The sequence below is a fragment of the Spiroplasma endosymbiont of Notiophilus biguttatus genome (genome assembly GCF_964030985.1).
In the GTDB taxonomy this organism is placed as follows: domain Bacteria; phylum Bacillota_I; class Bacilli_A; order Mycoplasmatales; family VBWQ01; genus Spiroplasma_E; species Spiroplasma_E ixodetis_A.
Genome location: NZ_OZ034993.1, coordinates 725863 through 740118, shown reverse-complemented (window position 1 = coordinate 740118; position 14256 = coordinate 725863). Strand labels below are relative to the sequence as shown.

The 14256-nt window shown below is 24.7% G+C and carries 17 protein-coding genes; 13 read left to right on the top strand and 4 right to left on the bottom strand.

Annotated elements, in window-relative coordinates:
* Positions 1–14: 14 nt before the first annotated feature.
* Positions 15–485: a transposase family protein gene (locus AAHM85_RS04520; protein WP_342260936.1), complete on the bottom strand. Its 471-nt coding sequence runs from the start codon at positions 483–485 to the stop codon at positions 15–17.
* A gap of 4 nt (positions 486–489) precedes the next feature.
* Positions 490–837, bottom strand: a complete 348-nt coding sequence (locus AAHM85_RS04515) for a transposase family protein (RefSeq protein WP_342260488.1) — start codon at positions 835–837, stop codon at positions 490–492.
* A 254-nt stretch (positions 838–1091) separates the two neighbouring features.
* Here AAHM85_RS04515 and AAHM85_RS04510 point away from each other — a divergent pair, with 254 nt between their 5' ends.
* The 8 genes from AAHM85_RS04510 to dnaB all read left to right on the top strand — a co-directional run bounded on the left by AAHM85_RS04510 (position 1092) and on the right by dnaB (position 8372).
* Positions 1092–1772, top strand: coding sequence for a hypothetical protein (locus AAHM85_RS04510; protein ID WP_342261146.1), 681 nt, complete (start codon positions 1092–1094; stop codon positions 1770–1772).
* 497 nt (positions 1773–2269) lie between these two features.
* Entirely contained in the window at positions 2270–2869 is a 600-nt protein-coding gene (locus tag AAHM85_RS04505) for a deoxynucleoside kinase (RefSeq protein WP_342261145.1), read from the top strand.
* 191 nt (positions 2870–3060) lie between these two features.
* Complete coding sequence (rpsF, locus tag AAHM85_RS04500; RefSeq protein ID WP_342261144.1) at positions 3061–3588, top strand: 30S ribosomal protein S6; 528 nt, start codon at positions 3061–3063, stop codon at positions 3586–3588.
* A 30-nt stretch (positions 3589–3618) separates the two neighbouring features.
* Entirely contained in the window at positions 3619–4122 is a 504-nt protein-coding gene (locus tag AAHM85_RS04495; protein ID WP_342261143.1) for a single-stranded DNA-binding protein, read from the top strand.
* Between the two features lie 12 nt (positions 4123–4134).
* Positions 4135–4365 (top strand): 30S ribosomal protein S18, encoded by a 231-nt coding sequence (gene rpsR / locus AAHM85_RS04490; RefSeq protein ID WP_338958381.1) that lies wholly within the window; start codon positions 4135–4137, stop codon positions 4363–4365.
* A gap of 190 nt (positions 4366–4555) precedes the next feature.
* Positions 4556–6553 carry a DHH family phosphoesterase gene (locus tag AAHM85_RS04485; RefSeq protein ID WP_342261142.1) on the top strand — a complete coding sequence of 666 codons (1998 nt, stop codon included), beginning with the start codon at positions 4556–4558 and terminating at the stop codon, positions 6551–6553.
* A 32-nt stretch (positions 6554–6585) separates the two neighbouring features.
* Positions 6586–7029 (top strand): 50S ribosomal protein L9, encoded by a 444-nt coding sequence (gene rplI, locus AAHM85_RS04480; RefSeq protein WP_342261141.1) that lies wholly within the window; start codon positions 6586–6588, stop codon positions 7027–7029.
* 2 nt (positions 7030–7031) lie between these two features.
* Positions 7032–8372: a replicative DNA helicase gene (gene dnaB / locus AAHM85_RS04475; RefSeq protein ID WP_342261140.1), complete on the top strand. Its 1341-nt coding sequence runs from the start codon at positions 7032–7034 to the stop codon at positions 8370–8372.
* 147 nt (positions 8373–8519) lie between these two features.
* Here the strand turns inward: dnaB and AAHM85_RS04470 are convergent, their stop codons facing one another.
* Positions 8520–8741: a transposase gene (locus AAHM85_RS04470; protein ID WP_342261139.1), complete on the bottom strand. Its 222-nt coding sequence runs from the start codon at positions 8739–8741 to the stop codon at positions 8520–8522.
* Positions 8742–8762: 21 nt separating this feature from the next.
* Positions 8763–9353 carry an IS1595 family transposase gene (locus AAHM85_RS04465; protein WP_342261138.1) on the bottom strand — a complete coding sequence of 197 codons (591 nt, stop codon included), beginning with the start codon at positions 9351–9353 and terminating at the stop codon, positions 8763–8765.
* 160 nt (positions 9354–9513) lie between these two features.
* On the opposite strand from AAHM85_RS04465, the gene AAHM85_RS04460 reads away from it, so the two are divergent.
* From AAHM85_RS04460 to AAHM85_RS04440, 5 genes are all read left to right on the top strand, one after another.
* Positions 9514–9723 (top strand): hypothetical protein, encoded by a 210-nt coding sequence (locus AAHM85_RS04460; RefSeq protein WP_342261137.1) that lies wholly within the window; start codon positions 9514–9516, stop codon positions 9721–9723.
* Between the two features lie 379 nt (positions 9724–10102).
* On the top strand, positions 10103–10432 hold the full coding sequence (gene rpmE / locus AAHM85_RS08460) for a 50S ribosomal protein L31 (protein WP_425289713.1): 330 nt from the start codon (positions 10103–10105) through the stop codon (positions 10430–10432).
* A 178-nt stretch (positions 10433–10610) separates the two neighbouring features.
* On the top strand, positions 10611–12590 hold the full coding sequence (locus AAHM85_RS04450; RefSeq protein ID WP_342261136.1) for a hypothetical protein: 1980 nt from the start codon (positions 10611–10613) through the stop codon (positions 12588–12590).
* 14 nt (positions 12591–12604) lie between these two features.
* The gene (locus AAHM85_RS04445; protein WP_342261135.1) at positions 12605–13630 is read left to right on the top strand and encodes a bifunctional oligoribonuclease/PAP phosphatase NrnA; all 1026 of its coding nucleotides are present in this window, start codon (positions 12605–12607) and stop codon (positions 13628–13630) included.
* 24 nt (positions 13631–13654) lie between these two features.
* A complete protein-coding gene (locus tag AAHM85_RS04440) occupies positions 13655–14245 on the top strand; it encodes a thymidine kinase (protein ID WP_281749194.1) in 591 nt (196 codons plus the stop codon).
* The last annotated feature ends 11 nt before the right edge of the window (positions 14246–14256 follow it).

The window sequence follows — 14256 nt, the reverse complement described above, 5'->3', positions numbered from 1 at the left end:
AACGTTTTTAAGTTTTAATGATAAATTATAAAATCCTCAATTAAATTAAATCTTAAAAATATTCGTTTTCTGGCTTTTCTAAATTTATAACCAATAATCTTAAAACATTTTAAAAATGCAAAAACATGTTCAATTTTTCTACGAGTTTTATTAATAATCTTATTAAAGATTTTGGTTTTATTTGTTTTAGGATTATTTTTGCTAATTTTAATGGGTAAAAATGTATTAGCATGAATTTTTTGTAAACCTTGATAACCTTTATCTGCAAGAATTATAGTTTCTGGTAAAAACTTTAACTTTGAATTCTTAAAAGTTTTAAAATCATGATTTTTACCAATATCAGAAAAAATATTTAAAATTTCATTAGTATTTGCATTAATTACGGTTTGAAACTTAACAGTATGCATTCATTTTTTACCAGAAAATCAATCTTTTTGGTTATATTTTGGTCGTTCTGTTTCTACCTCTGTTACATCAATTATCAAAATTTTATTTTTTAATTCTTCTTTTTAAAAAAATATTTTTATTTGTTAAATTATTAAACTTATTATTCTTTATTAAAATATCTTCAATTGAACGAATATTTCGTAAAGCAGTAGTATCAACCATACCATACTCAGCACCAATACTATGATATGTACGATTTTCATATAAATATCTTAAACTCATTACTAGTCGATCTTCTATTGACATTTTATATGGCCTTCCACCAATAGTAGTTTTGAGTTTTTGATGTTCTAATAAAATATTTAAAATTTCGTTAAAAACGAGTTTATTAATACCCACTATTTTACGAAAATATTGATCAGATTTATCTTTTAATTCAAAATATGTCATAAAGTTTATCCTTAACTATTCAAATTTTATTTTAATAATAACAAAAAAATAAAAAGTTAACTAGTTATGCAGTAAGTCTAATTAATAAGTAAAATATATTTTTATGTAAAAACTATTATTTTCAAATAATAGTTTCTTTTTATTTTAAATATGATATTATAACTCTACAATTTTATATTAAAGTTTTTTTGTTTAACTTATTACTTGGTTTTTAAAGTAATGATTTTTTTTATGTTAAAGGAGGATATTTAAATATGCCTATTCAAAATTATCAATCAATTAATGGTGATATTGAAAATGTAAATTCAAACGAAAATATAGCAACTACTTTTTCAAGTATTAGAAAAAATGCTTTGAAAAAGTTAATCATACACGGTTTTAAATTAGGTTGTTTATGTTGTGTGGGAGCCTTATTTACAGCTTATATTGAAAATGAAATGACTAGTGATAGATTTAATAGTTTTTGAGAATTCCTTAAACAATTTAAAAATTATCTTTCTTGAGGTTTAGCAAGTATAGGGTTTGGTATTATTTTAGACAAAACTGCTTTTTCATATTTTGATGCTGTTATTATTGATATTAAAGAATTAATAACAGGTGAAAAAATATTTACAAGTGAAGAATTAGTTGCAGAAAAAATAAAAGAATTGGAAGAAAAAATTAAAAAATTGCAAGACAAAGAAATTGAAAATCGTGAAGAAATTAAATTATTTAAAGAGAATATTTGGAAAGAAATTGTTGTTTCTAAAGATTGTTCAAAGTGTAAAGTAAATGATGAAAATTTTTATACTAATAATTTTGTTAAAGAAGATTTTAATTACAATATAAAATATATTAATAATTTTGTATACTCAAATGAATTTGAAAGACAAAAAATAAATGTTGATAATCAGTTTTCAAGAAGTAGTTCTAAATCAAAATCAGCAAAATTATAAAATAAAAAATGATGTATACTGTGATTGTAATTTGTATGAATCAAGAATGGAAAGGGAAATAGTTCTTGTATATTTAAATTAAATAAGCAACAAGCAAGTTTGAAAGAAAATATAATAATTAATTTGATTACTGTTTATATTAATGTAATTTAGTTTGTAGTTTACTTCTCTTTTATTTTTAAAATTTAGTTTATAAATATATGAATTTGATTTATTTGATAACTCTTTAGGTATTAAAAAGTAGTAGTATCCTTATCAATAAATTTTATGTTATGATAAATATAGTTATTAAAGGGTATATAGAATCAAGAAAGTGTATTATCAATAATCTCAAAAATGCAATTGATATTACGTTAATCTTTGAAAATATAAGGAACGAGTTTTAGTAAAAGTAAAATTTAATTTATTAAATATTTTTTAAGATTTTTTTATTTGGAGGGAGAAAATTTATATATTAAGATAAATTAATTGTAATCATATACTATGGGAGGCAAAAAATGAAAATTGTATTATCTGGTGTAGTTGGTGTTGGTAAGAGCACTATTAGTAGAGAATTAGCAAAATTATTAAAATATAAAATTATGGACGAACCAGTTACTAGTAATCCCTATTTAGATGATTTTTATCAAAATCCTTTAGAATATGCTTTTAAAATGCAAGTATTTATGTTGATGGCACGAAGTAAACAATTAAAAGAAGCACAAAATTTTAAGAATGTTATTTTTGATCGCAGTATTTTAGAAGATCCTATTTTTGTTGAAGTATTAAAAGCTCAAAACAATATGAATGATAGGGATTATGAAGTGTATTTAAATTTTTATAATAATGTTATTATTTCATCACTTTATTTTGATCCACAAATTAAGCCCGATTTAATTGTATATTTAAAAGCAAATCTTGAAAACACAATTGAACGCATAAACCTTCGTGGTCGTGAATCAGAAAAACATGTACCTCATGAATACTGAAGTTTATTAAATAAAAAATATGAACAGTGATATGAAAAAGAAAAAAATAACTTTAATTTTTTAGTAATTGACACTAATGATTTAACTCATAAGGAAATAGTGCAAAAAATAATTGATTATATAAAATAAAATTTCTTATTGAAATCAAATTTTTATTTAGTCATTTTTTCTCATGTTATATTAATAATTATTGTTATTTTTCCTTTACTTTAAAGGTAATTACGTTATAATATTGTATGAGTCAAATATTTAAAAATCAAACTTAATATATTTACTCCTTGCTCATCAGAGCCATATGCCCAAAAGGAGGTCTTCGAACATTGGAAGATTTAAAACAAAAGCATAATTATGAAATTATGTACATCGTTGATGATCAAAATCAAGAAAAAGCACAATTAATTAAAAAAGAATTTTGTGAAATTTTAACTAAAAATGCTGGAAAAATTACTAAAGAACAAGATTCTATTCGTCAATTTGCTTATCCTATTAACAAAAAAGTTAAGGGTCATTATTTTATTATTGAAGTGCTAACTTTACCAGAAAACATTGCTAACTTTAATCGTGTAGTTTTAAATAAACAAAGACAATTAGATGTAATGCGCTTTTTGGTTATTAATTTAGATAGTGAAAAAATTAATAAGTTTAAACCAAAACGCCAAGTAGAATCTAGTTCTTTTTCTCGACCAACAAGACCAGGAAATCGTCCTTCTTATAATCGTGATGAAAATGGTGAAAGAAAACCAAGACCAATCGCTGGTACTGAATCATCTTATCGTACAAAAACTAATTACCAAAATTCAAAAACAAATACTAATAATAATGTATCGAATACTGAACAAAAAGATTAATAAAATCTAAGTTAAAAGTGAGGATAAAAAATGAATATTGTTACATTAATTGGTAGAATCACTCGTGATTTAAAGTTACATCAAACTTCAACAGGAAAATCTTTTACTTTTTTTACACTTGCAGTTAATAATATTCAAAATCAAGCTGATTATATTTCATGTGTGTCTTGAAATAAAGTTGCTGAAAATATGACCAATTATTTAGTTAAAGGTTCTTTAATTTCAGTTTCAGGAAGACTGTCAGTAAGGAAATCAACAGATCAGAATGGAAAAGAACTATATATTACTGAAGTGGTTGCACAAACTGTTACTTTTTTAGATAATCGTAAAAAAGATAGTAGTGGTAATAATACTAATATTAATTATTCAAAACCAAGAGATGAGAATAAAATTCATTTAGATGATGCTTTTAAAAGTCCTAGTTATAGTACTGATATTACTTTTACTAATACTAATCAGCTTCAAGAAAAAGAAGCGGCTATTCAAAATATAGAATTTGATGAAGAAGATATCATTTGAGATTTAAATAGTTAAAGGAGGATAATTATGAACACTGGTAAACCAAGAAATTTTACAAGAAGAAAATTTTGTTTTATTACTAAAAATAATATTACTTATATTGATTATAAAGATATTGAATTACTAAGTAAATTTATGGGTAATAATAACAAAATTTTGCCTGCAAGAACAACAGGTACTAATCCAAAGTATCAACGTTTAATTGCTAAAAATATAAAACGTGCCCAAATCATGGGATTATTACGATATTCAAGATAAAAAAAGTTGAGTAAGTTTATAATTCTTACTCAACTTTTTATTTATTTTTATCTTAAAAATATTTTATTTTAAATAATAGTTTAAAATAAAAATAAAAAGACCTTAATAGTATTATATTACATAAAAGATAATGGCTGTTTTTAATATTAGTATTATAGTATAATTAATAATATTAGAAGGAAGTGACAAAGTGTTCAAATCGTTAAGAAATTATCATTTAATAATGATTGTTTGATTAGTAGTTGAAATTTTAATTGGCTTGACTTATTTTATTGTTAATATTGAGACAGCAGAACAAGTGGTCACTATTACTGTAATTTTAAGTTTAGTTTTAGGTAATTTTATTATTGTTTGTCTTTATATTTTTTTATTTAGTTTATGAATTCGTCATCGTTATATTAACACAGCTGAAATCATAAAATTAAATAATGCACAAGCTTTAACTTTTGGTAGCGTTGGTATGATTGTTTTAGATAATGATTTATCAATTATGTGAGTAAGTGAATTTTTAGAAGATAAAGGTTTAGGTAGATTAATTGGAAAATCAATTGTTAAACTATCAAGAGATTTAGAACAATTAATTAGTAATAATATTACTCAAATTACACTTAAAATTGAAGATATGCTTTATGATGCTATTTATTTAGTACAAACTAGAACAATTTTGTTACAAGAAACAACTAAATATCATTTTTTATATAATAAATTACAGCAAGAAAAATTAGTTTTTGGTGTAATTAGTATTGATAATTTTTATAATTCTCTACAAAAATTAAGAGTTGAGAATCAAATTCGTGTTGAAGCATTTATTAAAACTGAATTAAATGATTTTGCTAATAATTATTCAGGTTTATTATTAGGTAATATTGAAGATGGTTACAATATTTTACTTTATCAAAATGAATTTAATAAAGCAAGAAATGATAACTTTCCACTTATTAAAAATATTCGAGAAGGTGTTAAAAAATTTAAAGCAGATATTACGTTATCTGCTGGTTTCTCTTATGGTAATGCTATTAGTAAAGATCTATATGATTTGGCTATTGAAAGTAAAGAGTTAGCAGTTTATCGTGGTGGTGATCAAGTAGTTATTCGTGAATTTGGTGGTAATACAGTTTTTATTGGAGGTACTATTGAAGCAAAACAATCAGAATCTAAAATTAATATTAGAATGTTTGCACAATCATTATATAATGAAATAAAATTAGCAGAAAACATTTTAGTTATGGGACATGCAGCTGCTGATTTTGATAGTATTTCTTCAGGAACAGCTATTATTGAAATTGCTAAAAGTTTAAATAAAAGTGCTCATTATGTTATTAATCAAAATGAAGTTGATGAAAAAACATTAAAAATTCTTCATGAACTTGTTCCTGAAAGTTATATTAGTCGTAATTTTATTACTGGTAAACAAGCACTTAAATTTCTTCATGCAAATACTTTATTAATTGTTGTTGATACTCATAATCCACAACGCGTTGATAGTCCTGATTTATTAAGCAAAGCTGTAAAAATTATTGTTATTGATCATCATCGTGTTTCTGATGAATCAATTAGTAGTACTATTACTTCTTATATTGATGCAGGAACTTCTTCAACAGCTGAAGCAATGACAGAAATTATTTATTATAATGATTTTAATAATATTGAATCAGAATTTTTATGAAATATAATGTTTGCGGGTATTTTAATTGACACTAATAATTTCCAAGTACGAACAACAAGAAGAACTTTTGAAGCCTGTGGATTATTAACTGATTGAGGGGCTTCTCCTTCTAAAGTTAAAGGATTATTGAAAAATAGTTTAAATGAACTAATTGATAAATTTGCTTTAATTAGTCACGCCCAAGAAATTAAAAAAGGATTTTTAGTTGCTGTTGGTGATGAAAACTTAGAGGTACATACTTCATATTTAGCCCAAATTTCAGAAATGTTGTTAGACTTACGTGATTGTAAAGCATCATTTACTATTGCTTATGATCGTCAAGGACGTGCTTGTTTATCAGCACGAAGCAACGGTGAAATAAACGTTCAAATTATTTGTGAAAACTTAGGTGGTGGTGGTCACTTTAGTGCTGCTGCTGTCCAAAGTAGTAAATTGGGAATTAGAGCATTGTATGATGAATTGGTAAAATTAATTGAAAGTGGCGTATATCAAAGTGAGAGTGCTACTACTGAAAGATATTAAAAATTATTAAAATAGAAAGTGAGATGTTTACAATGAAAGTTGTCCTTTTAACGGATGTTAAAAATTATGGTAAAAGAGGTGAAGTTGTTAATGTTAGTGGTGGTTATGGTAAAAATTATTTGCTACCTAGAAAATTAGCGGTAATTGCTACATCAGAAGCATTAAAAATTAATCAAAAAGTAATTGAAAATAAAAAAATACAACGAGAAATGGAATTAGAAGATTTACAAAAAATTAAAGAACAATTAGATTTAATTACTTTACAATTTAAATTAAAAAGTAATAATGGTAAAGTTTTTGGTGCTATTTCTTCAAAACAAATTTGTGAACAACTAGTGCAAAAATATAACATTAAAATTGATAAACATAAATTTGTTAAATTTAATCCTATTAATGAATTAGGTATAACTAACATTAATATTAAATTAGATGTTGCAATTATTGCACAATTAAAGGTTGAAGTTTTAGGAGAATAATTATGTCTAACAATGGTCAATATATAAATAATGCAGAAATTAATGTTTTAAGTGCGATGATTCAATCATCACCAGCATGTGAAAGTGCATTAAATTTATTGGCACCACATGATTTTACAATTAATTCTAATCAAATTATTTTTAAAACAATTACCAATCTTTATAAAAATAATTCTGGTGTTGATGTAATAACTATTGCCGAAGAATTAGTTAAGCAAAATAATTTGGATAAAATTGGTGGAATTGAATATTTATCTTCTTTAGTGGCTCAATATATTACTGATGCTAATTTAAAAGAACACATTGATATTTTGATTGAAAGAACTACTAAACGACAATTAGAAAATGCTTTAAAAAATATTGGTAAAGAGTTACAAAGTGAAAAGTCAATTAATGAAGTTTTAATTGCTGCTGAGGCTCAAATTGTACAAGTAAGTAGTGAACGTAATCATGAAGAAATGTTACCAATTAGTGAACACATTGATGATGTGGTAACTAAAATTGAACAACTACAAAAATCAACAGTTAATATTACTGGTACAAGTTCAGGTATTAACAATTTGGATATGATTACTAGTGGTTTTCAGCGAGGTGACTTAATTATTTTAGCAGCTAGACCTTCAATGGGTAAAACCGCCTTAGCACTTAATTTTGCTTTAAATGCTGCTGATGAAAAAGATAATAAAAACGATGTTGTTGTTATTTTTTCATTAGAAATGCCGAAAGATCAATTAATTACAAGAATGATTTCTTGTCAAGGACATTTTGATGCTAATCGTTTACGTAATAAGTCTAAATTTACACAGGCTGATTGAAATCGTATTAGTGCTACTGCTGAGCAATTAAAACAAAAAAGAATTATTATTGATGATACACCTGGTTTAAGAGTTTTAGAGTTGCAAACCAAATTAAGAAAATTAAGTCGTGAAAATAGCATTAAGTTAGTAATTATTGATTATTTACAGTTATTAACTGGTAGAGATAGTGAATCACGTCAACAAGAAGTTTCAAATATTTCTCGTAGTTTAAAAATTTTGGCAAGAGAATTAAGAGTACCAATTGTTTGTTTATCACAATTATCAAGATTGGTGGAAAGACGTGAAGAAAAGCGCCCTTTAATGTCTGATTTACGTGAATCAGGGGCTATTGAACAAGATGCTGATGTAATTATGTTTTTATATCGTGATGATTATTATAAGGAAAAAAATAGTGAAGAAACAACAAGTTCACAAGAAAGCAATCTTGCTGAAATTCTTATTTCTAAACATCGAAACGGTCCGACAGGAAAAGTAGTAACTGTTTTTATTCCAAAATGAGGTAAGTTTGAAAATTATACAGGATAAAAATAATAAAAAAACCTAAAATTTAATTTTAGGTTTTTTTAAAAGAAGTTAATAAATTAAATTCGCTTTTCTCCCTTTATGTACTATTTTTTAATTTTATCACATAAATGCTGAGAAAAGCGTATCTACGGACTTCTCCCCACATTTTTAAATTAAACATAGCATTACAATTTCAAAACTAGGTATCTTGTTGAATTTATATGCAGCTTCTTTGGCATATAAATAAACATGATGTTTTGCAACTTTGATATGTGTTTTAAATGTTCTTCTTATATGTTTTCAAACTGATTCAATTTGATTGGTATTTACAGCAGTTTTTGAAACATAACCATCAAGATGGTTAACCGTTTTATGTTTTGGGAAAACCAATTTGAAATCGCAATATCCTTTTTAATCATCAGTATATACATGACATTTTGAAGAAATGTGGCTTCTTGCAAAATTCAAAAGACTTGTACTCTTTGCATTTTTCAATACTTTCACAATTAAATTATTAGTTGTTTTTTCATAAATGCCAACAATCAATGTTTTATTTTTCAAGGATCTTCCTTGTTTTTTAAAAGCCATATGTGAAAGATACATTTCATCAATTTGCACTGTGCCTTCAACAATAAATTGAGGTTCTTGTTTTGCAATACGTGTTCTAATTTTATGACCCATTCTCCATGCTGTTTTTAAGGTTACTCCCAATTCTTTTGAAACATCAGTTAACGGAATTCCATGTTTGGTGTTTATTCATATAAAGATGAGGTAAAATCATGATCTTAAAGATGTTTGTGACCTTGAAAATATGGTACCGGTGAGAATACTAAATGTTTGATTACATTTTAAACATCTTATTCTTTTTAAATCAGAAGTATTCAAATTAAAACTAGAACACCTAATACATTTGTTTTCTTTCAAATTTGCTATATATGCAAGACATTGCTGTTCAGTTTGAAAAGCATTGTTGAACTCATTCAGTTTCATTGTTCCCTCCACAAGTACATGTGGGGAGAAGTCCGTTAAAAAAATACTCCGCTTAGAGTTAAACCTTTAAGTGGGGTATTTTTTATTTACTTAGTAAAATTAATGTAGTATTAATTATTAGTTTATTCAAGATAGAACAGGGGCATTGTATTAATGCAAGAACAAATTAGTATTGTTTTTATCACTAAAATTAGTTGATGTTTTTAAAAGAGCATTAGAATATTTAAAAGTTGAATATGAAGATAAAGAAACATTCCATTCAAAATGAAGAAAAAATAAAGTTTATATCCTTTATGGTACAAGAACAAGGAAAATTAATAATATCTTTGGTGTCTATACAAGCATTGGGAAAAATATAAATATTGTTAGTTTACCATTCTAATTTAGCATTAGGTATTAAAAAATATCAAAGAATTACTAATCATTTACAAATTAAAATTTTATCTTTAATTACTGAAAGTAAATATTTTGAATAATGTGTTTATTGTATTTAATTAACTGAAAATGTATCAATTAGGTAAATAATATTTTTTTATTCATATAAAAACAATTTTTAAGTTTTAGATTTCAATAGAATATATAATTTAAAAAAAATAAAGTTCATGATATCTAATTAATTGAACTAGAACACATTTTTACAACATAATCTACCAAAATAAAATCTCTATCTATCATTAATATTTATTTGCTTTTTTATATTGTTAATGATATTATTTTTAAGTACTTTTTATTAATAGTAATTTTATAAGTGAGGTGAAACCATGGAAAAAGCAAGCATCCATCCAGATTATTTTCAAACTAAAGTAACATGTATAACATGTAGCAATAATTTTATAAGTGGTTCAACTAAGGGTAAAGAAATCCGTGTTGATACATGTTCAAATTGTCATCCATTTTATACTGGAAAACAATCATTTGTTTCAGCAAAGGGAAGAGTTGAACGCTTTAATACAAAAGCAAGCAAACAAGTTGAAACAAAATCAAAAACTGTTGAAATAAACAAAGCAAAACCACAAAATACTAAAACTATTGTATTAGAAACAGCAAAAGATGTTCTAAAATTAACTGATAGTAAACAAGTTAAAAAATAATTTTAATTAAACTAGAAACTAATAATAGTTTCTTTTTTTATACTCTAAAAATAAAATTATTTACAGAGATATTTAACATTAAATAAGTTAAAATATTGTATGTATACAACCCAATAAATATAGAATATAATTTTAATAGTATATGAAATAAAAAAACTTTAAGGTAGGGAATGGTTTTATGGAAAAATCATTTGAATTTAATAAATTAGTAGTAAGTAAAGGTATTAGATATAATACTGATGAAACTAGTAACTTTAATTTTAGTATTATTAATTTATCCGTTGAAAAGGCCGTAAAAGATTGAAGTTTTGAAGGAAAATATCCTAGTTGCTTGGCAATTTTTAGTAATGATGAAGATAATATTGAAAAATTAATTAATGCTCTAGCAGGTTCTTCTGCTATTATGGAGGGTAAAATTTTAATTGATGATATTGATGTTACTTATAATAGTATTGGTTTTGAACGAAAAATGGCTTATGTTAGTATGCATTTACAGAGTTGAAATAAATTATTTAGTATTCAACGTAACTTAGCAAGAACAGCAATTACTAATAAACCTTTTTTACAAGAAATAAGTAATATTAATCAAAAAATTAAGACTGATATTGAAAACTTAAAAAATACAGGTTTAAATTTAGACAGTGGTTATTTTAAAGAAAAATTAATTAATATTATTAAAAATTTTATTTATGAAACACAAAGCACTCGTAATAATTTTATTAAAGAATATCAATATCAAATTAATCATTTTCATAAAAACTTTGCTCAAGAGAAATTTAATTTTGCTGGAAGTGAAAAAATAACAGATATTCTAATTAAAAAATTCACTGCCGAAGAAAAAAATATTATTGCAAATAATAACTTATTATTTTTACAATCTTTGCAAGATCGTATTTCTAGTTTGGAAAGTTTAGTGGGACCATGTTTTTGTGGATGTAAGCCACCAAAAGAAAGAAAATGGGAGTTTCAACTACGAGAAATTAGTTTTGTTATTAAAGAAATAAATAATTATTTAAATAGAGAGATTAGTACTACTAGAAGTGAAATTAGAACTACGTTAAAAACTTGTAACAATCATAATCAAAATTTTAATAGTGAACTTAATCATTTAGTTTCATATCAACAAATAAAATGTACTCGTAGTCAAATTGATCAAATTTTAGACCAATGAATTGACTTAGCAGAAGTACAAAGAATTAAATTTAATATGAAACAAGATTTTGTGGCAATGCAACTTTTACCAGATGAAATGCATTTACTTTTAAAAAATATTAAATATGAAATTAAAATTTATCATGATAAAATTTTAAAAAATCCACAGTTACAAGATAAAGAAACATATCAACAGCAATTACAAACTTTATATTCACAGTTAATTGATGTCCGTGATTTAATTAGTGAAAATATTGTTATGATATTTAAACATTTAGATATAAGTCATTTATTGTCACTACGTTTAACACAATTAACAATAGTAGAGCGACAAATAATAAAAATCATTCAACAATTAATTGTACCTACTAAAATTTTAATTTTACATAACCCATTTGAACTTTTAAATGTTGATAATAAAGAACAATTAGCAAATTGAATTAAAAAGTTACAAAAATTTTTGAAAATAATTATTATTTTTACAACTAATAATCAAGTTGATATTAATTTATTAGCGACTAATGTTACTGTTATTGAAAATGAAATAATTATTCAACAAGGAAATGTTAGTGAAATCACTGATAAACCATTATCTTTAAATTTATTGAAAGAAATAAATGAACAGCATATTAATATTGCAAAGGGAGAATGAAATGCTCATAATTTATATTTTTATAATGTAAATTTAGGTAAGTTTGATTTTAAAACCGCTTCTACTATTGCTTTTATTGCTTTTAAATCAAATGCTATTTTGTTTAGTGCAAAGAAACCGCGATTTACTTTTTTTAAAAATTCAATTATTATTAATTGTGTTATTAAAAATATTACTAAGGTTAATGATAAAAAAGCATATTTATTGGTTGAAACTACTAAATCAGAACAATTTGAAGTTTTAACAAATAATAATGATAATTTAGAAGTGGCAACTGTTGGTTGAATTAGTATTACTAAAAATTCAATTTTTGTTTTTGATGATGAAACAAAACAATTAATTGGTACATGATAGAAAGGATATATAATATGAATAAGTTTAAAAAAGAAGCACAAGCAATTTATGAATTAATAAAAATCAGTAATCCAATTATTATTCATCGTCATATTAATCCTGATGGAGATGCTTTGGGTTCACAATGAGGGTTAAAAAAAATTATTGAAGATAATTTTGAAAATAAAAAAGTACTTGTTCCAGGTGAAACAAATGAATATATGGCGTCATTCTTTCCACAACCAACTTTTGTTAAAAAAGAAGATTATAAAAATGCACTAGTAATAGTCACTGATACAGCCAATCGCGAACGAATTAGTGGTGAATTTTGAGAAGAAGGAAAAAAGATAATTAAAATTGATCATCATCCAATTGTTGATAAATATGGTGATATTGATTTAATTGAAGAAAAGGCTTCTGCTGCTTGCCAAGTAGTGGCAAAATGAGCACAAGTATTGAATTTAAAAGTTTCTGCTTTAGCAGCTAGAAATTTATTTCTTGGTTTAGTTACTGATTCTGGTAGATTTTTGTATCGGTCTGTTAATGAAGAAACTTTTCAGGTTGCTAGTTTTTTAGTTAAAAAAAATTTTAATTTATTAGATTTATATCAAAGTTTATATATTCAAAATTTAAAAATCACAAGATTGAAAGGATATATATTATCAAATTTTAAAATTACTGATAATGGTGTTGCTTATATAATATTTAACGATAAAATAATTACTGACTTACAAGCAAAAATTATTAGTCAAAATAAAATATTAAATATTAAAGGCGAAGTTGTTTTAAGTAGAGAAGATTTAACTAGCCAAGTTAATGTAATGTCAAATATTGATGGTATTAAAGTTTGATTAATTGCTGCTTATGATCAAATGAATAGTAAAATTAAAGTTAGTGTTCGTAGTGCAAGATGAATAATTAATGATGCTATTGCAAAGTTTGGTGGTGGTGGTCATCAAACAGCAGCTGGTACATATTTACAAAATATTAATGAAGTTGAAAAATTGATTGATAGTTTAGATAACATTGCAAGTAAATCACCAGAATTAACAAAGAATTAAAATTAGAGATGGAGTTGGATATAAATGTATAGTCGTTATAATGAGGGATGAATTGAAGTAATTACTGGTTGTATGTTTGCTGGAAAAACAGAAGAGTTTATGCGACGTATAAATCGTTTACAGTATGCTAAACGCAAAGTGCTAGTTTTTAAACCCAAGGTTGATATTCGTTATGATGCTAAAAAAGTAGTAAGTCATAAAGGAGTATCTATCACAGCGATAGTAATTGATGATCCAATGCAAATATTAAAACATGTAGATAAAGAAATAGAAGCAGTTGCAATTGATGAAGTACAATTTTTTAAACCATCAATTATTGAAGTGATTAAAACATTAGCAAATCAAAATAAGCAAGTTATTGTTGCTGGCTTAGATCAAGATTTTCGTGGTGAACCATTTCCTGTTACTAAAGAATTATTAGCTTTAGCAGAGTTTGTAACTAAATTAGATGCTGTTTGTGTAAAATGTGGTAAAGCAGCAACAAGAACACAACGCATTATTAATGGCCGAGAAGCTAGATATGATGATGAAATTATTTTAATTGGTGCACAAGAACAATATGAAGCTCGATGTCGTAGTCATCATCGTGTCTTAACAAATAATCAGAATAGATAAATCAGGTGTTA